The following is a 23,149-nucleotide window of genomic DNA, read 5'->3' as shown; positions in this document are numbered from 1 at the left end:
CCTAACGCTTATGCACATAGTTGACAGACTGCTGACTTAAGAAGTCGACATTGCGACTGCACCAGTCATGAACCTCCATCAGACCCTGCTCTAAAGTTACTTTAGGCTCCCATTGCAAGGTATTCATCAGTTTAGATGATTCCAGCAGATAGGCCTGATCTTTACCAACCCGATCTTCAGATATTTCGACAACCTCTTCAAAATCTGTTTCGCACAGAGTACATATCGAGGCAACCAAGTCTCTGATGCTAATCTTCTCATGTGGCGAAATATGATAGGTCTCGCCAGGCTTATCCTGTTCCAGGATCAGTAAGAGTGCATTAGCAACATCATTAATATGAATAAAAGCACGCTCTGAGTGGCCACCACCATGTAGTGGCAGCTTTCTGCCTAGCATACAACTCAGAAAGGTTTTGGGTATAATGCGGTACAGCTGCTGTCCCGCGCCGTATATATTGGCTGCACGTGTAATGATGCATGGCAACTCATATGTATCAGCCCATAGCTTAACATTCATATCCCCTGCCGCTCTTGAAGATGCGTACGGTGTACTTGGCGCGTAGTTTGTGTGTTCTTTGATCCATGACTCTGTTGAGCCATACACTTCGGGGGTCGAAAAGTGGATATAATTTTCCAAGCCAGACAAGTGCCTCATGGCCTCTAACAAAGAAACCAATCCCACAACATTTGTTTGCATCCAGTGTTCTGGATGCTGCCAACTTTGCCCCACCATACTTTGTGAAGCAAAATTAACGACGTGGGTAATGCGGTGCTTTTTGGCTAAATCCAAGAATTTCGCTATATCCTTATTAATATCCAGTTGATGAAACTCAACATCCAACTCTTTTTCCCATTTATAAGGCAAAAACAAGTCCGCAGCTTCTACAGAACGGCTGGTTGCTATCACTTTATTACCCTGAAGCCCCGCAGAGCGGCAAAACGCTGCACCCGATGGGGAATTACTACCTAAGACCAAGATATTTTTATTCATAACTCTATTATCCGTAAAAAGGTGTCTGTTGCTATTTTGAACCTGCCTGGTTCAACAAGGCGCATCGCCGACAATGCGTTCTCTCAATTTTAGGGAGCCCAGTCACATGCTTTTCTGCAACTTATACGATAGTCTTGTTTAATTTCACGTAAGTAATCGACCCAAAGTGCATTTAGCCCCGAAAACTGCTCCAAAGTAAAATGCTCATCGCTATAGCTGTATAACAATGTAATTAATGGGCAATGATAATAAAGCATTGAGCCTTTGATAGCATGAAATAAATGCCCAAGAGCGGTATCCCGTATTGAATATAAATACCGGGACTGACGTCGAAGATTTTCTAACCCTTGGCTTCTATCTGATATAGGCTCTTGTGCAATAGAAATAAGGTGATCGCACACTTGCTCTAACTTATCCGCTGCAATTAACTTGTCATCGACCTCTTCGATGTCCCACACACTAAAAAAGTGTGCTTTGATAAACTCAATTTTTTCAGGCTTGTTCAGACTTGTCTCTATATCCAGTAAATTCTCGACAGCAAGTGGAATAGCATGTTTTATTTTTGCACCACGACCTACATTAAAGACACTGCTAGCATTGTAGTGAGAAACCAGTTTTTCAAGCTGAGCGTGGGCAACCATAAACAAATTATTTGAAACCACGACCCCACCCAGGTTTCCTTCTATTGTCTTACCTTTGATCGGGATACTTGGGATCCCTTCAGAGTCATCATCATTACGTACTTTGTAAATACTATCGCGACTATGATGAGCCCCATCAGGCGCGCTGCCATTATCAATACCAAACAGGTAAATATTCCGGTAGCCCATATGTAAAAAGAACGATAAGGCGGCATTTGCAACCAAAGGGTTACAATAAGGGATTTTTGGCAGTGTTTTACCCTCAGACTGCAAGTTTAGCAAGTCCATCAGAGAGGTACCTGCCTCATTCCCTTTTACAGCAATCCCTGACCACAAATATCTATCATTGGTTTGCGGATAAACCGTGTTTAGCCCTAGCAGGTTAATCTTGGCATATTCTTCTTTCGATAGTATACGTTCAAAGATTTTATGATTATGAAGCGGTCGCTCTACAAGAACATGGAAATCAGTCTGAATGCCTTTCTTAAACAGGGACGCGACTGCAGTCCCTGCCGCAACAATTATCGCCTTGCCCTGATTTTGCTTAATATAGTGCTCGGCGTCATCTAGCGAGGGGCCATTTCCTATGATGAAAACCGGGGTATCATAGTCCAGTTGTTTGGCTTCCCCAGTCAGCACTGGTACCTGATTTTCGATATGCAGAATTGAATGAGCAAGACCCGTTATTGCATCATTATAAAACCCATGACCATATTGAAACCGGAAATACTCTTGAGTCCATTTTTTAATGAGCACATTTAAATCTGCATCGGGCGTGTGTTGATAGCAAAAACTTCGAACTATTGAAAAGGCTCCAACATCTTCTGCAATTTTCTCTAAGTCCTGGATGAATGAATGTGATGTTGCTCCCAGATGGAAAAACAAACAGCCGCCCTGCTCATCTATCTTTTCTATCACCGTAAACCAGTCAGTGCAAAACAAGCTGGCATAAAACTGCTCGAAGTCTGGCTCAATCAGAAACGTGTAATCGAACCGTGTGTGCTCCATCAACATCGGAACATGATAGCCCAAACCTATACCAAAAATGATTGCGGAAGGAAAAGTATCTGGTAACGTATCGAAATACTGTGCTTGTTCGCTACGCACACGCTTCATAAACTTAGACAGTTTAGACATATATCTAATATGAATACGGTCATCTGTGTCATTAATCGGGTAGCCTGTATAATCCGTCAGACTAAAAACAGGGTTATCTATCTGACACTGAACTTGCTCTTTAGTTTGTTCTATGGGGTCCTGGGAATAGATGGGAGCGTCAAACCCTTTTGGTACAAAGTTGCCCTCCCCGGTCTTAGTTACATGAATACAGAAATCACTTCTTACCTGATGTTTGACGATGGTATTAGCAATATCGGGAAAGTAGTGTTCAAAGCAGGCTAAGTTTTTTTCGAACCTCACATTCGCTTGTTCTGCAAACTTAGTTTCTCGCTTTTGATGTTCCAGGGTTTCGGTTAGTTTTTCATCTAACGATTTTATCTGATCTTGGAAAGAGTCTTGCTTCATTGAATTGCCACACTGTATTAAGTGTTTTTATAGAGGTTTAATTTCTTTTTATTGCCTATGTGCTTACTGAGTAAAGAAGCCGTCTCTTTCTTTTTCTGCACCAAGTGGCCTAAAAGCTCATTCAATTCGTTATATAACTCAACCAAAACAAGCCGACCACTTTCTGGGATCTCTTCTGACACGACTATTTGCTTAATAGCGGTATCAATTTCTGCTGCACATTTAACGGCACTGTCAAAGTTATCATCTTCGCTGTGCTGCTTTAATAAAGCTAACTTCTCGTGCAGCTGCTGAATATTATCCTGCGTTAACATTCGCATCAGAACCATTCTGATTTAGGGTCTGTTCCCTTATTTCAAAAGGAATCGCATCCCAGGCCGATTTGATTTCTTTGAGTAGATTTGACACTTCTTCAACGATTGCAGGGTCATTCTGGATACTTGCATCCAATAACCTATCAATCATGTATGAATACAGTGCATACAAGTTTTCTGTTACTTCTCCACCTACTTCAAAATCCAGGCAGCCGCGCAACGCTTCCAAGATGGCGGATGCTTTTGAAATATGCTCAGCTTTGGCCTCGAGATGGCGTTTTTCAATAGATACTTTAGCAAGCACCATTTTCTCAACAGCCCCCGCCATTAGCATTTGAATTACTTCGTAGCGGTCAGCACCTGCGACACGGGTTTTCAGTGCCTCTTTTTGATAATTTTTTACTCTTGCATTATACATAATGGCTCCTTACTTAGACTTCGTGAATCCAGGTAAATTGGCGAGCTGTGCCCCCAGATATGACTGAGTTTGTTGCATTTGTGCGATCAATACATCAAGACCGGCATACTGCTTTCTCAACCTTTCCTCTAAAGACGTCATCCGATATTCATGGTTTTCTACATCATCTTCCAGATCACTCAATTGGCCATTCAGGCTGTCTTCACGATCTTTGATTAAACCACTTGAATCTATATAATTACCAAGCAACGATTCAAGCTGCTTGGCAACTCCCCCTTCACCTGCAAACGCTGTGCCAATATCATCATAATTGCTATCCATAGCTTCATTTAGGCTTCGAACCAGAGTCGATTTCTCGAGATATCCGTCTTTGTCAATCCCCAAACCAATATCAAAGATGGTTTCAAATGGCCCTGCGTCAGTCAAAGTGGTAGACAAGCCCGTGACCAGCTGATCACTGAGTGTCCGCATGGATGAATCGCCATTAAGAGGTTTACCGATCCGGGTCTGGAAACCAATATTACCAATCAGATTATTATAGTTTGCGATAAACTCATCAATCAGTGTGTTGACTGATTCTCTGTCATAGTCAACATTCAGACTCGCTGTATCGTAGCCATTAGTATCATCACCCTCGCTCTTTGCCAGCGCCTTGATAGTCATATCCTGCACTGCATCTTTAAAAGTATTGGTATCGCTTTGTATTTCCAGGCCATCTACAGTAATAATGGCATTACGCGCGGCATCATCTGTGGCAATTGTCATCCCACCAGTTGTACCAATCGATACTTTATCAAGCTCTGCGTTGTCATTGGTGACGGTCAGATCATTGCCTGAACCGCTCACATTGGATGTTAATATCAGCTTGGAGCCCGCTGCAGTGCCTGTGTTTACAATGTTGGCTGTCACCCCAAAGTTAGTCTCTGATGCATTGATGGCGTCTCTTAACTCACCGAGAGTCATACCAGCAGTGACATCCAACGTAAAGCTATTGTCTGCACCTGCACCGAACGTTAAGGTTCCTCCCGTGGCGCTAACAACATCATCAATTGACGTGTAAGCCCCGTCTGCCGACACCGCTCGGCTACCTTGTGCCAATTGTTTGACGGCAATGTCGAAGTTACCAACAGAGATATCTGACGTCGGCGTGACGCTAATAATATCGCCGGATGTAGGTTGTGTGATGTTGGCGACCCGTTTACCGAAGTTATCAGGGTCGGCCAGCTTTTCAACAGTATCATTGAGTTTGGAGATAGCAGACTTAATCTCGCCTAAGGCAGAGAGTTCTACTTTCAAAGACTCTTCTTTCTTGACGAAGGCCTGCATTTTGGGAATATTTTCAGCATCAACAGATGCTTTGATAATACTCTCCAAATCCAGACCTGAGCCGACGCCTGCAGACGTTATAAGTGGCATTTGCTACCTCCAATTCACTTTCATTTATGCTGTCCTGTCAAACAGCAAACCTTTTCCTGATACTTTATCGGCAAATTCTTCCAAAGCCTTAGCGACTTCACGAAATTCCTCTGAGGGGATTTCCCGGATCACTTCATCGCTGCCTTTGTCTATGACTCTGATGAAGGGCGGGTTGCCCTTGTCATCAAACTCAAATGACAAATTGGTTGCCGTGACCGGTATAAAGTCATTCAGCTTCGCCAGATCAGATTTCACCTGAGCGAATAATTTGTCCTGCGTATCAGGGTCAGCTTCTTCCTTTTGCTTTTCCTGGGCACGAACTGTAGGGTTATCAGCCAGTTTGGTTAACTTCTCTACAGCCCGGAGCGTCTCCGCACTTTCCTCAGGTTTAATTTGACCAGGAGTGAGCACCGCATTATTTGAGCCAAGCCCTAATGTTGCCTGAATCTCTTTCACAATACACCTCCATTCATTAGTCTAACTGTAAGTATACGCCAAGTTTCAAGATTTCTCATGTATACTTGACGCCACACCATTATTAGCCTAATAGCGACAGGGCAACCTGAGGGCGCTGATTAGCCTGACTCAGAATTGAACTACTCGCCTGTTGCAGGATCTGCATTTTGGTCAAACTCGCAGTCTCTGCTGCAAAGTCGGTATCCTGGATACGAGAGCGTGCTGCGGTCAGGTTTTCTGCAACATTTGACTGGTTACGTATAGTAGACTGGAATCGGTTTTGCACCGCACCCAGTTCCGCACGCTTCTTATCCACAACCGCAATCAAAGCGTCCATCCCCGCTAACACAGCTTGTGCATTTGCCTGAGACGACACAGAGATACCACCAGCCGTAAATACGTTTGAGAAAGAAGAGTTATCTGCTGCTGCCCCCACCGTATTACTGATGGTGCCCGCCGTTGCACTTAAGCTAGCGCCTGTTACAGCACTCGCTACGCCCGCAAGACCTGACATGGTAAAACCATTGTTAGTCGTTAACGAATTGGCTGTGCCACCAACATTTTGCATACTGAATGAGATTGTCTGTACTGCATCGGCACCGACCTGGAAGTTTGCATCATAACTGCCGTCCAGCAAGTTTTGTCCACCAAAAGTGGTGTCAGCTGCGACACGGTTTACTTCCTCAGATAATGAACGGATTTCTTCTTGGATAGCTAAACGGTCTTCATCGGTATTCGAGCCGTTTGAAGCTTGTTGAGCAAGCGTCCTGATCCGTTGAAACATCGAAGTGGTTTCATCTAGCGCGCCCTCTGCAGTTTGAGCCAGTGAAATACCATCGTTCGCATTTCGGATCCCCTGATTCAGACCATTGATCTGACCGGTCAGACGGTTTGTGATTTGCATACCTGCCGCATCGTCTTTTGCACTGTTAATGCGCAAACCTGATGAAAGGCGCTGAAACGATGTATCTAACGCACCCGCAGATTTGTTTAATTGCCGCTGTGCGTTCAATGAACTCACATTGGTATTTACATATAAAGCCATAATAGCCTCCGCTTTATCTAATTTAGAAACGTTCGTACGGGATACCCCTACCCTGTAGCAAACGCTAAGTTAGAGTCCTAAAGTTATAGTTCTCTAACTCTTCTATCGTCAGGTAAAGCGAAAGCTTTAGCTTTATTTATAAAATAATTTTTTATCCCTGAAGTAGACTCAATGCAGCTTGAGGCCGTTGATTAGCCTGGCCTAGAATAGTCTGGCTAGCTTGCTGCAAGATTTGGTTTTTTGTCAGCTTTGCAGTTTCCATTGCAAAGTCTGCATCTTTAATACGTGATTTCGCCGCAGATAAGTTTTCAGAGATATTGGATTGGTTTCTGATAGTTGACTGAAAACGGTTCTGCACCGCACCCAGTTCAGCACGCTTTTTATCCACAACAGCGATTAGCGCATCCATACCAGCTAAAACAGCTTGTGCATTTGCCTGACTAGAGACAGAAATACCACCCGCAGTAAACACGTCGGAGAAAGCGGTGTTATCGGCCGATACACCCACACTATTACTAATGGTGCCAGTAGTTGCACTCAACGAAGCACCAGACACACCACTTGCAACACCGGCAATACCTGAAAGTGTGAATCCACCATTTCCGGCCAGGCTGTTGGCGGTAGTGCCGACATACTGCATGCTGAAGCCAATAGTCTGTACCGCATCGGCACCTACCTGAAAGTTTGCAGAGTAAGAGCCATCCAATAGGTTCTGACCACCAAACGTCGTGTCACTGGCGACCCGGTTAACTTCTGCCGCCAACTGGCGGATCTCTTCCTGGATTGCAAGGCGATCTTCATCAGTATTAGAACCATTGGCAGCTTGTTGTGACAATGTTCTGATACGCTGAAACATAGATGTAATTTCATCCATTGCACCTTCAGCAGTTTGAGCTAATGAAATACCATCGTTGGCATTTCGATTACCTTGATTCAGGCCCAGGATTTGCGATTGTAGCCGGTCCGAGATTTGTAGACCCGCAGCATCATCTGCCGCACTGTTGATCCTCAGACCTGAAGACAAGCGCTTAAAAGACGTATCCAGCTCAACACCGGACTGTTGTAGTTGTCGTTGCGCATTAATGGAACTGACATTGGTATTTACAAATAAAGCCATGATTCACTCTCTCTATACAAATGCTCAGCATTGAGCTGTTCATTGGTGTACAAGGAGGCAATTGTTATCACTGGCCGGAGCTCAGTGAAGGGGCAATCCAATGCCGCTTGTACAAACTTAATTTCTTCTGAACTGAATAAAGCAAAGTGTGTGCCAAGAAATTTTGACAATGATTAAAAAAGAAGTACTGGAGGCTGCGCATTGCGCCCTTAACTATACTTGTTTCAGCCACCACCTGCTCCAGCAGGAAAGAACCTTCTACACAGGTAATGAGAAACGTGGTGATGATATGGCTAAAATAACCTGCTTATTACGTATCTTAATATAGACAAGATGTGAAAAAGAGGCATTAAAGCCTCTTTTTTGAAGTTTGAGAGTGGGTGTCAATATTTTTTCATAATATTGGCACGAAAAGTGCTAACATTAACGTGTTCATTGTTTTGATGAACTGTAATTGGATTTAAGCTCCTCCGCTTTATCATCCAATTGGGTGCCCTGACTAAATACCCCATCAAGTCAGGGCACCTGTTTTCTTACCTATCTTATCCCAGTAGACTTAACGCAGCCTGTGGACGCTGGTTAGCCTGACTCAGAATTGTTTGGCTCGCCTGTTGCAGGATCTGCATTTTCGTCAAGTTTGCGGTTTCCTGGGCAAAGTCTGTATCTTTGATACGAGATTTTGCAGCAGATAAGTTTTCAGCAATGTTTGACTGGTTTCTGATAGTCGACTGGAAGCGGTTTTGAACTGCACCGAGTTCAGCACGTTTTTTATCAACTACCGCGATTAGTGCATCCATACCAGCTAATACAGCCTGAGCATTCGCCTGAGATGATACCGAGATACCGCCGGCTGTAAACACGTTAGAGAAAGCGGTATTATCTGCCGAAGCACCAACGCTGTTACTGATTGTACCTGCAGTTGCACTCAAAGAGGCACCAGTTACGCCACTTGCCACCCCGGCAATACCTGACATTGTAAAGCCATTGTTAGCAACTAAGCTGTTTGCAGTACCACCGACCGTTTGCATACTGAAGCTGATAGTTTGCACGGCATCAGCACCAACCTGGAAGTTCGCTGCATACGACCCATCTAGCAGGTTTTGACCACCGAAGGTTGTATCTGCTGCAACCCGGTTCACCTCTGAAGACAGTGAGCGGATCTCTTCCTGAATCGCCAAACGGTCTTCGTCTGTATTTGAGCCGTTTGACGCTTGCTGTGCCAGAGTACGAATACGCTGGAACATTGAGGTAACTTCGTCCATCGCGCCTTCAGCGGTTTGGGCTAGCGAGATACCGTCGTTCGCGTTCCGGTTACCTTGATTTAAACCGTTGATTTGTGAAGTCAGACGGTCTGAAATTTGTAGACCTGCTGCATCATCAGCAGCGCTGTTGATACGGAAGCCCGATGATAAACGCTTGAAGGAAACATCAAGCGAGTTGCCTGAATTGTTTAATTGTCTTTGAGCATTCAATGAACTTACGTTAGTATTTACATAAAGTGCCATGGTGATTCTCCCACTATAATCTGAGTGCTTACTCTGTAAGTGCCCACTCTCAAACTTCTAAAACTTACTCTCATAACCTTCGAGGTTTGTTTTCACTCTCCGGCTTGGTTACTTAAGTTATCGGGCGGCAGGAAAAATACTTTAGAAGATTTTCTAAAAAAAAGTCATGCTATTGTTTTATAATGAAATTTAAACTATAAACCGACCCAGGATAGGAAATAAATTGCCGCATAGATATTTCCGCATAAATCTGGCGCTTTAATGCAAAGTATAAGAAAGTTATGAAGTTAGAATCTAAACTGAAGAAAAGAGAGGTCAAAAGCAAACGGCTAAAGAAACGCTCAAAAGCCGCTTGCAGAGTGGATTATCTGATATAGTCGAGTAGAGACAGATTAGACAACCTGCCGAAGGTGGCCTGAGACGCCTGAAGTGCTGTTTCATGTTTCGTCAGATCAGTAATAGCTTCCGCCATATCCAACTCAACCAGTTCCGCTTTCGCAATCTTATTGTTAATGTCCAGGTCTGCATTGGCGTCGGTAATACGAGTTGCCGTATTGAGCCGGCCCCCTAAACCCGACTGCACCTGAGAAACCCGGTTTTTGGCGTTATCAATGCCTATCATGGAGTCAGCCAGCACCTGGCGATAATCTTTTTCGCCGAGTGTAGGATCATTCAGAGCCGTGATTAAATCATCTAACATATTTAGTACATTGTCTTTTTCAGGTGCCTTAAGGTCAAAGTCTATTTGCCCCGGGGCATTCCCTGCTAAACTGAATTCCATACCAGCAACTTCAATATGGTTATCCTCGTAGCTGCCACTCGCCAGTACTGTCGCACCTTGCTGTAAAGTGTAGGTATTGGGCGTGCCAGCTGTAAGTACCAGACTAAAGGTATTAGATCCAGCAGGTGCCGTCGGGTCCGGATTATAGTTCGCTTTATGGAACTCATCAAAAGGCCCTTGTTTAGTAACATACACATCGGAACTCACAACCCCACCAGACACAGTCGCAGTATTAGAGACCACATTCAGGCGTGTTTGTACGCTTTCGAACACGTCAAATCCGTTGTCACTGGATTTAATTTCCACGCCCTCGGCAACCTTAATTTTATGCTGACCCTGATCGCCATTGTACTGATAACGTTGCTGAGTACTATTATATGAGTAGGCTTCAGTATTATCCTGATAACCAGAAAAAATATACCTGCCGTCCTCTGTTTTGGCATTCATCAGGTCATGTACTGCCGTTTGAATCGCGCTGAGCTCTTCAGAAAGTGACGCTCGGTCTACATCTACCAAAGAACCATTACCCGCCTGGACTGTCAGGGTCAATGCACGCGTCAATGAATCCTTAATATTGTCCAGCACCCCTTCTTGGGTGTCCAACCGCCCTTTGAGCATGGTCAGGTTTTTTGTATATTGCTCATTGGTCTGGATCCGATCTGTGTACAGTAACGCCCGAGCCATCGCAGATGGATCATCGGATGCTGTTAATACGCGCTTTTGCGTATTAACCTGCTGCATGGCTTTATTTACTTCTTGTTGGTTATCCAGTATCGAATTCAGGTTATTCTGATACATCATATTTTGAGATAAACGCATAATTACCTCGCCGCACTTAATAAGGTGTCAAACACAGTTCTTGCTGCACTGAGTACCTGCGCAGCCGCTGAGTAAGATTGTTGAAAACGCAGTAAATTTGCTGCTTCTTCGTCCAGGTTTACGCCGGCCATAGATTCGTACCAGGCTTCAGATTGCGCCGCTAGGGCCTCGTATGCAGCACCGTTGGTTTTGGCCTGATTGGCCACAACCCCAATTTCTGTTACCAAGCCGGCATACGCTTCATTAAAAGTTTTTAAGTTGTCTGCCGTCGCCGTCGTCACAACATTCTGGCGTACCAGTTCTGAACTTTGTAATTTACTGAGCTCCAGACCATTGCGGTTATCATCAAAACCACCGGTGTTAAACTCTATGGTATAGGTATCACCTGTCGCTGGGGTCCCTTCGATATTAAAGTCGAAACCGTAGCTGGCATACGCGCCCCCCGCCTGCGCAAGAATGTTTTCAGCCGGCGGCGTGATCGTAAATGTATTGGTACCATTACCATCTACAATCTGATATTCATTGGCGTTTGCCGTTTTAGTCAGGGTTATGGTTCCATTGGTCAGGCTTGGTGGTGCCGCTGTAAAGTTGCTTGTAGCGGGGTCGGTGTTGGTCACTGAGCCTACTGAAATATTTGCCGTACTGACATTATTCGCCGCTGTCTCAGTTCGTATTGGTGAGGCCAGTGCCAAACTTTCCGGCCGTTCTGTAGCAAGTTGCAGGTTGCCCGCAGTACCTGAATTGAGTTTAACCAGAAAGCTGTCGCCAACATTGGCTGTGCCTGTCAGGTTCATTTGTAAACCGAACATATCGACACCCGGAGCTACGGAATTGGAATCGATCACGCCTGCATTGACCGTTGCTGTCACAGGTGACCCCAGTACATTACCTTTGCTATCTACCGCTGCAATTTCGACGGTGTTTGCCGCCGTATAAGTTACCCTGAAGTCTGTCGCGGGTACCTCTTTTCCTTTGCCAGGTTCAACGGTCGCGGTTAACTGCGCCGTGCTGGTATTACTTGCGTATGGATAACCACCCACAGTTGGCAGTGTGAATATATCACCCCCGAGGTTACCATCCAGGTCCATGCCCAACTGATTCTGTTGGTTAAAGGCATCTGCAAGTGACAGCCCGATTTGACCAAGCTGGGTTTGTGCTGGTACCAAAATGTCATCGCGAAACGCCATCAGGCCACCTATCTTACCTTTCAGATTTATATGATCCACTTCCAAAGCCACTGCGGCCCCGTCAGTCACATCGAGCGTCAGAGCTTTATGATTGGGGTCTGGATCTCCATCCATCGAAAAAAGATTAAAGCTGCCGTTCTCCATGACCAGTGACTGCCCGGACCCCAGAAAAACCAACTTTTCACCATTGCTGCCATCTAAGGTTTCAATGTCCACCAGCTCGGCAAGATCTCTGATGGCTTGATCGCGCTGATTAAGCAAGGAGCTACCACTGCCATCGCTATTATTACCGTTCAAAGCCGCAACTTGCGTGTTCATATCACTGATCTTCTGGATCAGGTTATTGGCTTCATCAGAATAAATTGATAATTGCTCGTTCACAATATTGTTCTGATCAAACACGATCCCAGATAGGCGATCCATTTGATCGATCAAGTTCTGTGCATCTGTCAAAAACAAAGAGCGCGCAACCGTAGAAGAGGGTAAGTTCATCGCCTCTTGCATGTTGTTAAACAACGAGTTGATACTCTGATTCAGATTATTTGACTCTTCACCAAACAAGGTATCTACGCGGGTCGCTTCCGTGACAAATTGTTCGTAGTAAGCCTGGCTTGATAGGTCCCGATTTAGCTGTTTCTGGGCAAACTCATTCAGCAAACGCACAGTTTCACCACGGCCAACCTGGTTATTGATCATCGTGGTATGTTCAGTTCGTTCGCGAACATAGCCTTTGGTATTCAGGTTTGCGATGTTTTTACTGGTCGTCTGGAGTAACTCAGAGCTGGCTCTGACTCCGGATGTACCAATGTTCATAAGGTTAAAGGACATCTTAGTTTACTCCCTGATGCACTGACGCTGACAACATGGACTGAAATTCTCCTCTGCCCAACACACGTTTAATTTTTTCTGCATAATCTGGATCGGTTGCGTAGCCGGCTTGTTGCAGCGCATCCAGGTATTGATCCGGATTGTCTGTCTTCGCTAAGGCTTGTTGATACCTGGGATTTGATTGCAGGAAATCGACATAATCATTGATGCTATCTTTAAGCGAGTCATAGGCTCTAAAATTCGCTTGCTTTTTGACTGGCAAGCCCTGTTCAAACTCGAGCGTCATTTTACTGGCGCTGCTGCCTTGCCACCGCTTGTCTGCTTTGATGTTGAACAGGTTAAAGCTGCTTTCTCCATCCTGACGCGCAATAATGTGCTTACCCCAGCCCGTTTCAAGTGCCGCCTGTGCAACCATTACAGCCGGGTTTAGACCAATCTTGGCCGCCGCGGACTGAGCATGCTCCCAAAGTTGGCTAATGAAGGATTCTGGATTGTCGAAACGCACATCGCTTGACACACTTTCTTCCACTTTCGGCTGCTGCTCAACTTTCGCTTGATTCACTTCGCCGTTGGCAATCCGATCACTTTGTAACTCGGCACCCGTACGTAATACCGAGCTCGGCATATAGCCATCGCGGTTAGGTGATAATTGCTGCACGATAAGATCCGCAAGGCCTAAACTTCCCTCGCTGGAGAGCTGCATGGACATCTGCTGATCATGCATGTCGCGATAGAACTTAACACTGCTGGAATTAAACGGACTGTCTTTGTCTTCCAGTACTTCATTCGCTTTACGCATACTGGACAGCATCATCTGGGTGAAAATAGACTCGAACTGCTGAGCCGCCTTGCGCAACGCTTCTTCAGAGGCATTGGCATCTCCGGTACTTTTCAGCGCGTCCTGTCTCAACGAGTTCAGGTCGGTTAAGTCATAGAAACTTTGGTTGCGAGTCGGATCAGTATTCATTGCTCAAAAACACATCAATATTCATAACTAAATACAATGCAATTATTGAGCCAAAAAAAAGCCTCATTAAATGAGGCTAACTATTTGATTATAAAAGAAGCACTAGATGACAACTAATTGACCATGTATCGCACCTGCTTCTTTCAACGCTTCGAGGATAGCCATCAGATCACCAGGCGCAGCACCAACTGCGTTGATTGCCCGAACCAGATCGTCCAGGCTGGAGCCGGGGTCAAATACGAAAGCTCGGGAGTCATCCTGATTAACATCAACAATGCTCTGACGCGTAGCCACAGTTTCACCCTCTGACAAAGGCTGTGGCTGAGAGACATTCACTTGCTCAGCAATGGTCACCGTTAACCCGCCATGGGTAATGGCCGCAGGCTGTAGTTTGACTTCTTTGCCAATCACAATGGTACCGGTGCGTGAATTGACTATAATCTTGGCGGAGGTATCTGCAGGTGTAAATTCCAGATTTTCCAGAGTCGATAGATAAGCAACGCGCTGCGACGGGTCACGAGGTGCGATCACCCGTACCGAAGCGGCATCCATTGCTTGCGCACTTTGCGGTCCGACCAGGTCGTTGATGGTATCAGCCAGGCGCTTAGCGGTTGTAAAGTCAGGGCGGTTCAGGTTGAACGTAATATGATCCCCCTGTGTAAACGGGCTTCTGACTGCACGCTCAACTGTGCCGCCATTTGGAATACGCCCGACAGTCGGAGTGTTAATCACAACCCGGCTGCCATCCAACCCTTCAGCCCCTAAGCCACCCACAATCATGCTTCCCTGAGCAATCGCATACACATTACCATCGACCCCTTTCAGAAAAGTCTGTAATAAGGTGCCGCCACGCAAACTACCTGCACTACCGATAGAAGACACAGTAACGTCAATTGTTTGACCTGGTTTTACAAACGCTGGTAACTCGGCATGAACAGCTACGGCAGCAACATTTTTAATCTTTGGCTTGAGATTAGCCGGCATCGTGATACCAAAGCTATTCAACATACCTTTAAAACTTTGTTCGGTGAACCGGGTTTGTTCCCCTGTGCCTGGCAAGCCAACCACCAGACCATAACCGACCAGCTGGTTTGAGCGCACCCCCTCAACCATAGTCACATCTTTGATGCGCTCTGCATGTACAAACTGGCTTGTAGCAAGTGCGGTGACAAGCACAAGCAAATTGAATAATCTCATTGTCTGTTACCTCAAAATGGCATGATGGCGCTCATAAAGAATTTGGTCAGCCAGCCAGCACTTTGTACTTCCTGAGTATCACCTTTGCCTGAATACTGAATACGCGCGTTCGCAATGCGATTTGATTCCACCGTATTATCGGCGTTCACATCTTGCGGTCTGACCAAGCCCTCCAGGCGGATAAATTCTTCCCCAGTGTTCAGTGTCAGCCACTTTTCGCCTCGGATCACTAAATTACCATTTGGTAAAACCCGCATTACATTGACAGAGATATTACCTATCAGACTATTTGACTGGTTAGCTTGCGCATCTCCCTGAAAAGACGAATTAGATCCTGCATCCAACTGGATACTTTTATTTCCCCAGTTAACAGCCGCGCCGCCTAACCCTAGTATAGGATCGATTTCCACTTCACTGTCTTTATCCAACTTAGAGTTTGCTGCTTTTGAAGCCTGAGTTGACTCTCTCAGCACCACCGTAATGATGTCTCCGGTGCGTAGCGCTTTTTTGTCTGAATACAGGTCATTAGCATATGCATTGAACAGCGAGCCTGTTGGTACAACGGGTGCGGCTTCGGCTTCCGGATACATGGGCGCGTAGTAAGGATCGTCCCGCTTAACATCTTTATTCTGCGTTGTTGTACAACCACTGAGTGCTATACAGCCTGCCGCTACCAGGCCAAGTGTACGTAACTTGTCCATACTACCCCCAATCAATTAAAGCTGCTGATTAATGTAACTAAGCATCTCGTCGACCGACTTAATCACTTTCGAGTTCATTTCATAAACTCGTTGTGTTTCAATCAAATTGACCAGCTCTTCCGTCACATTCACGTTCGATGTTTCCAGCGCTCCCTGTACAATTGATCCCAATCCTTCGACACCCGGGTTCCCTTGCACCGGAGCGCCACTGACGGCAGTCTCGGTGTAAAGGTTTTGACCAATTGGCTCAAGACCAGACGGGTTAATGAAATCGCTTATAACCAACTGACCGATGACTGTATTAGCAGCTTCCCCCTGAATACTGACAGAGACCTCTCCATCCTGTGAAATGGTAATGGAATTCGCATTGTCCGGGACATTCATCTCGGGTTGCACTGGAAAGCCCGCGCCTGAGGTAACGATCCGTCCCTCTTCATCTGTGGTAAACTGGCCATTACGGGTGTATGCAATGGTGCCGTCGGGCATCTGAATTTCAAAGAATCCGGGACCCTGAACCATCCAATCAAGTGAATTCTCTGTGCTCAGCATATTACCTTGTGAAAAGTTCTTTTGGTTTGCCACAACTTTGGCACCGGCACCCAACATCAAGCCTGATGGAAGCTCGGTTTCCTGGGAGGAACGACCGCCTGGTTGGTTAATATTCTGATAGAGTAAGTCTTCAAATATCGCACGACTCTTTTTATAGCCAACGGTACTGGCGTTCGCCAGGTTATTCGAAATAACCGAAATATCAGTCTGTTGGGCATCTAGGCCGGTTTTACTGATCCATAATGCTGGGTTCATAATCTATACCTCACTCTCTTAAACGATACGCAGGAGCGAAGTGTGTCGCTCATCGATTTCTTCAGCTGTTTTCATCAGTTTCATCTGCATTTCAAACTGACGCTGAAGGTTTACCATGTCCACCATTTCGTGAACCGGGTTCACATTGGACATTTCCAGATAACCACTCATCACTTTCGCGGTTGGGGAAATTTCACAAAATCCACACACACCATCTTCGAGCAGTTCTTCTTTTGGCCTAAACAAACCATCATTGCCTTTTTCCAGTTTGCTATTGTCTGCGTTAATAATCTTTAATCGGTCGACCACTTCTAAAAAGTTAGCCGGTGCGCCCTGCGGACGAACCTGAATCGAGCCGTCATCACTGAAGACCACTTTTTCTACCGGCAGCGGAAGTATGATGGGTCCGCCTTCGCCAATTAATTGACGGCCATGGCTAGTCACCAGTGCACCATCTGCGGTGATATTCAGCGTACCGACTTTTGTATATGCCTCTTCGCCGGCTGCATCGACAACACTGATCCAGGACTTCTCATCCACTGCAATATCAAGCTCTCGACCAGTTTCAGTGATTGCACCACCCGTCATCATGGTTCCCGGGCGCTCCTGCATTGCAAACACACGCGTAGGTAACCCTTCACCAAATGCCTGCATTGAGCGAGCCTGCGCAAAATCGGCTTTAAACCCCGTCGTATTGGCATTGGCCAGGTTATTTGCCTTTAGCCCGACACCAACCAGGTTTTGTTTGGCACCTGACATGGCGACATACAGCATTTTATCCATGGGAACGACCTAAAATTGTTCAATCTATACTGATTAAAGCAATATAGATGCCAAGATGATCGTCAAGAAAATGAAAAGGCCGCATAAAGCGGCCTTGAGAGGTGATGGCGTAGATTATCGGATCTGCAGAATGTTCTGCTGAAGTGTTGAGTTGACTTCCAGTGCTCGTGAGTTCGCCTGGAAGTTTCGCTGTGCACTGATCAGGTCCACTAGTTCATTTGTCAGGTTAACATTGGACTGTTCTAATGCGGAGGAGTTGATCGAGCCCAATGTTCCGGAGCCAGGCTCACCCGCAATCGGCTCACCAGATGTTAAGCTCTTTTTCCACCCGGTATTGCCTACTTGCTGTAAACCCTGCGAGTTAGAAAAACGCACCATCGCAACCTGGCCCAAATAAGTAGAGTCACCATTACTGTATGACGCAACGATTTTACCATCAGTACCGATATCAATCCCGGCCAGTCGACCCGTTGTGGCACCATCCTGTTCAAGCGCTTTAACCTCAAAACGGCTGGCGAACTGTGTCGGCAGTTTGTTTGAGGTGTTTGCCTCATCGCGCCAGTTCATTTGCACATTACTTGGGAATGTTGCGCCATTTGACAACAGGGTTGATAGTCCCGCACCTGCCCCCGCAGGAATCGGAAACGGGTTAAAGGTTGTACCTGTGTTACCAACCTGTGGATCGCCGGTTGAGAGTGGCAGACCATTTTGGTCAAATTGAAACTCTGTAATCGGCCCAAGTGGTGCCGCATCGGTTCCTGAAGTATTAAATTGTGTACCATCCAGTGTTGCGTAAACCTGCCATTCATTAGGATTGGTAGCTGGGTCTTCTTTTACAAAGTAAAGCTGCAAAATATGTGGTTCACCCAAACTATCGTAAATCGTCGTTGAAGTAGAACTGTTATAGGTTGCGCTTTCTGTAGGGTCAAATGCTAACGTGGGTGCCGAAGCACGCGAATCCAAGTTAAAAGAGGAGTACACACTGGTGGTGGCTCGAGGTGAACCAGACGCATCGGGAATTTGCAGTGCTGATGATGTACTCAGACTTACCGAGGTCGTATCACCCGTACTTGGGTCAACCGGAAATCCCTGTAAAAAGTTACCCTGTGCATCAACAATAAAGTTGTCTTTATTGAGTTTAAAGGCACCTGCACGGGAATACGTAAAGTCCTGTGCCCCGAGCTCTTCACTCATTGCAAAGTAACCTTCACCGGTTATCGCCAGATCCAGTGAGTTTTGAGTGAAATTCAATGAACCCTGGTGAAACTGCTGCGCAACCATAGTGGTTTGTACACCATCACCATTTTTTGTCTTACCGGCACTAAATACAGAAGATGCATACACCGATGCAAATTCAGCACGTGATTCTTTAAAGCCTGTCGTGTTCACGTTGGCAATGTTGTTAGCTGTGGTATCCAGATCTTTCTGAGCCGCAGCTAAACCTGTTAATGCAATATTGAAACTCATACTCTCACCTCTTGCGATTAAGGTTAAATCTTTTTAATTAGGCTAATTCCGCGACGTCAGTAAGCCGCACGGCACCCGCTTTAGTGTTAATCACGATGCCGCTTGCACCATTGACATTGACGCTTTCAATGTTTCTGAAAGTCGCTGTAGGCAAGGCTGTAAACTTGCCGTTCACAGAGCCCTCGGCCTTTATTGTATAATCTCCAGGCGGTAACATTTCACCATCGGTGTTTTTACCATCCCAGTCAAAGCGAACTGCGCCGGGATTTTGATCTTTAAGGTCAATTGTTCTTACCAGCTCGTTTTTGTCATTGAGGATACTGACCGTCAATTTCTCAACAGGCTCTGTTACGATAATAGAGCCCCGCGACTGCATGTCCGGGCCATGCTCGATCGTATCTGACTCAAGCAGCGCTTTTTTGCCAATCAATGTTGACGCCTGCAGTGCTGAATTAGAGGTCATTGATTCAGCCAATGATTCGAACTTTGAATTCAGATCCGAGATCCCCTCAGCCATTGTAAAGTTCGTCATTTGCGCAATCATCTGATCATTGTCTGCCGGTTTACTGGGATCCTGATAAGACAATTGCTGAGTCAATAACGCAAAGAAATCCTCTTGCTTCAACTCATCATTTTTTTCTGTCGGTACCTGCTTGTCAGGCCAACGCAATGAATCGACATAGGTCGAGGTTGCTGAATTGACTTCGTTACTCATTGGCTATACTCCCACTTAGCGCTGGCCAAGTTGCAGGGTTTTGCTAAGCATCTGCTTAGCGGCATCCGCTACCTGAACATTCGTTTGGTACGAACGCGATGCAGAGATCATGTTTGTCATCTCTTCAACCACATTCACATTTGGCTTATAGATGTACCCGTCTTTGTCAGCACTTGGATGATTGGGGTTGTACTCAACCTGCAAAGGCTTATCACTTTCCACAATGCCCAGAACTTTGACCCCAACCGACGACCCCATGGTGTTCGGTTGAGCTGCCGCAGCTTTGTTTAATTCGGCGGCGAAAACTGGGTGCCTAGCTCTGTACACCTGGTCCTGACTTGAACTAACGCTGTTTGCATTTGAAATATTACTGGCGGTCGTATTTAGACGGACATTCTGGGCACTCATGCCTGAACCCGCTATATCAAAAACATTATATAAACTCATGATTAGCTACCTTGACCACTTAGGGCTTTCTTGAGCCCTTTAAATTTACCAGATAAAAAATTCAAACTAGCTTGGTACTCTAATGCATTTTGTACATACAAGTTTCGTTCCACTTGTATATCCACTGAGTTCCCATCGCCAGTATCTGCTTGATTTGGCGTACGATATAGTTCAACACCGTTATTTAATTGAGTGCCACCACTAAGGTGTTTCTCATTGGTTCTCACCATCTTATTGCCGCTTAGCTGTGCCGATTTTGCCGCTTTAAAAGCCTGACCAAAGTCGATATCCTTTGCTTTATATCCGGGAGTATCTGCGTTGGCGATGTTACTTGCCAAAATTTCAGCACGCTGAGAGCGGATCAGCATAGAGTGAGGGTGAACCCCCAATGCTTTATCAAAACTAATAGCCATAACCCGACTCCAAAAATTTGACTTGATGAGATAAAAGCAAGAATAAGGCCAATATTTAAGTGGCGGAAAATTGCCGCATCGCGACGCTACAGGTAACTTACGGAAGAGTCTGTATCTAGAAGTTAAGCAAGTCCCTGTTGGGAGGTCCACGACTTCTTATTCAGGAGATTACCCAACAGCCTGGTTCGCTCTGATGACAATATACCGACGCAGGACCGAAAACTCCCCATAGAGCCACAGATAAGAAGAGCCTATATAATGCAACCCACAATCACCTGCAAACGTCTATCCGGCAATACCGATATATTGATCATCTCGTGCAGCTATTCGCTTGAGCGCGGTTAGTCTACCGCAACTGGCTCAATCAAGTTTTTCAGCGCCATCGATATGGATCGAGCCATGGTTCGGGAACTACTGGTTAGCGTAAATGGCTATGAATACGTGATGATATGTGAGCAGCCAAACACCTGTGACAGGTTCAATTCGGCCAGCTACAGCGCCTTAATACGCGAGCAACTTGCAAAGCTATCCTCGCCATACGCGCGCGAAACAAATTTCATAAACCCGACAATGCGAATACTTGCGGGGATCATGTCTGACTCTTTAACTAATACAAGCTGGACCTTGGACAAACAGTTGATTGATTACCCTATACCAAAAAGTGAATTTAGTTACAGAGGGCTGACGCCAGCCAGTGCGATGCTACGGATAGCGCAAAGCGTCGGCGGTATATTGGATCTCAGTGATACCAATTTGCTTAATTAAGTGTTCTATTTTGAGGCGAGAAAATAGGGTCGATAACAAGGCAAAAATATTGCTATTTAATTGTTCTAAACGATAAATTTTTAATGTAATTAGCGGCAGATTTACTCCTTCAAATTGAACAGGCATTAAGTAAAATTGGTATGACATTACAAAAACGGTATCCGTCATTCCTGAATGGCCAGTAACCCCCTGGGACACAGATAGCGCTGTGTGTGATGTGATACTAAATGATTTCCTGATACTGGAGCACAACACCAGGTAAACAATGAGCCCTGAATATACGGCTATATTTGTCAGGGGTGAACAACAAGGTATGGCGTGCAAAATTAAACGCGCGGGGACATTAGGTGTTCAATATGCATATGATGGAGTAGATTCGCTAGTTACTGACAACCAGGCAGCTCTTCAGCGTGGGGCGTATGAACTGGCCAGAAGTGGCAATAAGCGAATATCTGATATTCGTACATAGCTGACTCAGGCATTGCCTCCCATCAAGCCTGGTATGCTGATTCTCTATATAAAGCATCCTGTGATAGTGACAGCATAAGCGCCTCTATCAACGCACAGGGGGCGATTACTGTAAACCAAGGCATCAGGGGGGGAGTAACAAATATCTAATTTATTAAACCGTCTAGGCGCAGGCCTAGGAGGCACTTGCCGAAGTGTTGTAGAAGTTGTTCAGATCAATACAGATGGCACGACAATAGCGCAGCATAGTGATAGAATACGGAGTACAGTTCTGGGTGATAGTGTCTCGAGTGGGAGTGCCTTCATCGAGAATGATCGCATCACTGGCCCAGCACCTGACCTGCATTATAGAGAATTTGAGGTATAATTTGTCTCAAGCGCTACAATAGAGTCTAGTTAAGCTCTAATAGTGGATAAAATACATGGCTTTAGTCAGGTTTTTTAAAGGATGGTATGACAACTTAAGGACCGTTGGTTCTGTATTTAGTGAACTAAAGTTAAGTGGCAACAGCTTGGAGTTGTATCGGCTTATAAGAGATGAATACAAACCCAAATATGGGGAAACTTGTCATACTCTCAGCCGTGATATCAAAGGGAAAGAATGCATCGCAGGTTATACAAACCCACTATTCAAATATACTTGCGAATATCAGCTAACTAAATTGGAAGCGGAGAAAGAAGGGTACCTCATTCTCACTTTGATGAATAATTACAACTCTTGTTTTTATGAAATTGAGCTAGAAACAGAGGCCGTCCTTCAAGCAATTAACGAGTCTGACGGTTCAGTTCGATCGATCCTTTCATCTTATATGGTTAAGCAAATAGATAATCTGAACGACGAAATCTATGCAGAATCTAGGCGTAAAGATTTAGAGGAACTGAATAAAGTTAAGCAAAGATTCAAATGAAAGTATGAAAGCTCTTTTAACCATTTGAAAACTCCATTTTTCGCAGTTTTCGCGCGCGACATCAACATGGGCGGGGCTTGCCTTCCACGGGGCTGACCTTCCATTCAGGTGTTCCAAAATGCTGTCTTTATTAAACTCTTTAGAACCTAAATGAAAAAACCCGCTGCATTGCTGCAACGGGTTCATAATATGGCCCTGGCGATGTCCTACTTTCACATGGGAAACCCCACACTATCATCGGCGCTGTTTCGTTTCACTACTGAGTTCGGCATGGGGTCAGGTGGTTCCAAAACGCTATTTTCACCAGGAAAATCTTTTCAATTTTTATTTTAGTTTTTATATAAAATTAGGCGCTTGGCAATGTCCTACTTTCACATGGGAAACCCCACACTATCATCGGCGCTATTTCGTTTCACTACTGAGTTCGGCATGGAGTCAGGTGGTTCCAAAATGCTATGGTTACCAAGCAAAT

Annotated in this window: 22 protein-coding genes and 2 rRNA genes; 2 read left to right on the top strand and 22 right to left on the bottom strand. The window is 45.4% G+C overall.

Going from position 1 to position 23,149, the window contains the following annotated elements:
* Position 1: 1 nt before the first annotated feature.
* The 20 genes from MHN33_RS19395 to flgB form a co-directional block, all read right to left on the bottom strand.
* Positions 2-991, bottom strand: a complete 990-nt coding sequence (locus MHN33_RS19395; RefSeq protein WP_239400478.1) for a GDP-mannose 4,6-dehydratase — start codon at positions 989-991, stop codon at positions 2-4.
* Between the two features lie 89 nt (positions 992-1,080).
* Positions 1,081-3,156: a 6-hydroxymethylpterin diphosphokinase MptE-like protein gene (locus tag MHN33_RS19390; protein ID WP_239400476.1), complete on the bottom strand. Its 2,076-nt coding sequence runs from the start codon at positions 3,154-3,156 to the stop codon at positions 1,081-1,083.
* A 17-nt stretch (positions 3,157-3,173) separates the two neighbouring features.
* Positions 3,174-3,470, bottom strand: a complete 297-nt coding sequence (locus MHN33_RS19385; protein ID WP_239400474.1) for a hypothetical protein — start codon at positions 3,468-3,470, stop codon at positions 3,174-3,176.
* Entirely contained in the window at positions 3,454-3,888 is a 435-nt protein-coding gene (gene fliS / locus MHN33_RS19380; RefSeq protein ID WP_239400472.1) for a flagellar export chaperone FliS, read from the bottom strand. Before fliS ends, MHN33_RS19385 begins: the two co-directional genes overlap by 17 nt.
* 9 nt (positions 3,889-3,897) lie before the next feature.
* Positions 3,898-5,304: a flagellar filament capping protein FliD gene (gene fliD / locus MHN33_RS19375; protein WP_239400470.1), complete on the bottom strand. Its 1,407-nt coding sequence runs from the start codon at positions 5,302-5,304 to the stop codon at positions 3,898-3,900.
* Positions 5,305-5,328: 24 nt separating this feature from the next.
* The gene (locus MHN33_RS19370; RefSeq protein WP_239400468.1) at positions 5,329-5,760 is read right to left on the bottom strand and encodes a flagellar protein FlaG; all 432 of its coding nucleotides are present in this window, start codon (positions 5,758-5,760) and stop codon (positions 5,329-5,331) included.
* Between the two features lie 82 nt (positions 5,761-5,842).
* Positions 5,843-6,805, bottom strand: coding sequence for a flagellin (locus MHN33_RS19365; protein ID WP_239400466.1), 963 nt, complete (start codon positions 6,803-6,805; stop codon positions 5,843-5,845).
* 151 nt (positions 6,806-6,956) lie between these two features.
* Complete coding sequence (locus MHN33_RS19360) at positions 6,957-7,922, bottom strand: flagellin (protein WP_239400464.1); 966 nt, start codon at positions 7,920-7,922, stop codon at positions 6,957-6,959.
* 542 nt (positions 7,923-8,464) lie between these two features.
* The gene (locus MHN33_RS19355) at positions 8,465-9,427 is read right to left on the bottom strand and encodes a flagellin (RefSeq protein WP_239400462.1); all 963 of its coding nucleotides are present in this window, start codon (positions 9,425-9,427) and stop codon (positions 8,465-8,467) included.
* A 364-nt stretch (positions 9,428-9,791) separates the two neighbouring features.
* Positions 9,792-11,027 carry a flagellar hook-associated protein FlgL gene (flgL, locus tag MHN33_RS19350; protein ID WP_239400460.1) on the bottom strand — a complete coding sequence of 412 codons (1,236 nt, stop codon included), beginning with the start codon at positions 11,025-11,027 and terminating at the stop codon, positions 9,792-9,794.
* Positions 11,028-11,029: 2 nt separating this feature from the next.
* Positions 11,030-13,042, bottom strand: coding sequence for a flagellar hook-associated protein FlgK (flgK, locus tag MHN33_RS19345; protein ID WP_239400458.1), 2,013 nt, complete (start codon positions 13,040-13,042; stop codon positions 11,030-11,032).
* Between the two features lies 1 nt (position 13,043).
* On the bottom strand, positions 13,044-14,009 hold the full coding sequence (flgJ, locus tag MHN33_RS19340; RefSeq protein WP_239400456.1) for a flagellar assembly peptidoglycan hydrolase FlgJ: 966 nt from the start codon (positions 14,007-14,009) through the stop codon (positions 13,044-13,046).
* Positions 14,010-14,111: 102 nt separating this feature from the next.
* A complete protein-coding gene (locus MHN33_RS19335) occupies positions 14,112-15,206 on the bottom strand; it encodes a flagellar basal body P-ring protein FlgI (protein ID WP_239400454.1) in 1,095 nt (364 codons plus the stop codon).
* Between the two features lie 11 nt (positions 15,207-15,217).
* Complete coding sequence (gene flgH / locus MHN33_RS19330) at positions 15,218-15,907, bottom strand: flagellar basal body L-ring protein FlgH (RefSeq protein WP_239400452.1); 690 nt, start codon at positions 15,905-15,907, stop codon at positions 15,218-15,220.
* Positions 15,908-15,922: 15 nt separating this feature from the next.
* Positions 15,923-16,711 carry a flagellar basal-body rod protein FlgG gene (flgG, locus tag MHN33_RS19325; protein ID WP_239400450.1) on the bottom strand — a complete coding sequence of 263 codons (789 nt, stop codon included), beginning with the start codon at positions 16,709-16,711 and terminating at the stop codon, positions 15,923-15,925.
* 18 nt (positions 16,712-16,729) lie between these two features.
* Positions 16,730-17,494: a flagellar basal body rod protein FlgF gene (locus MHN33_RS19320; RefSeq protein WP_239400448.1), complete on the bottom strand. Its 765-nt coding sequence runs from the start codon at positions 17,492-17,494 to the stop codon at positions 16,730-16,732.
* A 114-nt stretch (positions 17,495-17,608) separates the two neighbouring features.
* Positions 17,609-18,961, bottom strand: coding sequence for a flagellar hook protein FlgE (gene flgE / locus MHN33_RS19315; RefSeq protein WP_239400446.1), 1,353 nt, complete (start codon positions 18,959-18,961; stop codon positions 17,609-17,611).
* 37 nt (positions 18,962-18,998) lie between these two features.
* Positions 18,999-19,676, bottom strand: coding sequence for a flagellar hook assembly protein FlgD (locus tag MHN33_RS19310; RefSeq protein WP_239400444.1), 678 nt, complete (start codon positions 19,674-19,676; stop codon positions 18,999-19,001).
* A gap of 15 nt (positions 19,677-19,691) precedes the next feature.
* A complete protein-coding gene (gene flgC, locus MHN33_RS19305) occupies positions 19,692-20,123 on the bottom strand; it encodes a flagellar basal body rod protein FlgC (protein WP_239400442.1) in 432 nt (143 codons plus the stop codon).
* 2 nt (positions 20,124-20,125) lie between these two features.
* Positions 20,126-20,536, bottom strand: coding sequence for a flagellar basal body rod protein FlgB (gene flgB / locus MHN33_RS19300; protein WP_239400440.1), 411 nt, complete (start codon positions 20,534-20,536; stop codon positions 20,126-20,128).
* Between the two features lie 399 nt (positions 20,537-20,935).
* Here flgB and MHN33_RS19295 point away from each other — a divergent pair, with 399 nt between their 5' ends.
* Positions 20,936-21,301 carry a hypothetical protein gene (locus tag MHN33_RS19295; protein ID WP_239400438.1) on the top strand — a complete coding sequence of 122 codons (366 nt, stop codon included), beginning with the start codon at positions 20,936-20,938 and terminating at the stop codon, positions 21,299-21,301.
* 890 nt (positions 21,302-22,191) lie between these two features.
* Complete coding sequence (locus MHN33_RS19290; protein WP_239400436.1) at positions 22,192-22,677, top strand: hypothetical protein; 486 nt, start codon at positions 22,192-22,194, stop codon at positions 22,675-22,677.
* Between the two features lie 193 nt (positions 22,678-22,870).
* Here the strand turns inward: MHN33_RS19290 and rrf (MHN33_RS19285) are convergent.
* Together rrf (MHN33_RS19285) and rrf (MHN33_RS19280) are read right to left on the bottom strand one after the other, a co-directional pair.
* Positions 22,871-22,985 (bottom strand): 5S ribosomal RNA (gene rrf, locus MHN33_RS19285).
* Positions 22,986-23,029: 44 nt separating this feature from the next.
* A 5S ribosomal RNA gene (gene rrf, locus MHN33_RS19280) occupies positions 23,030-23,144 on the bottom strand.
* Positions 23,145-23,149: the final 5 nt, after the last annotated feature.

This window comes from Pseudoalteromonas sp. OOF1S-7 (genome assembly GCF_022347765.1).
Taxonomy (GTDB): Bacteria; Pseudomonadota; Gammaproteobacteria; order Enterobacterales; family Alteromonadaceae; genus Pseudoalteromonas.
Note: the sequence above shows the minus strand (reverse complement) of the source record. Positions and strands in the feature narration are given on the sequence as shown.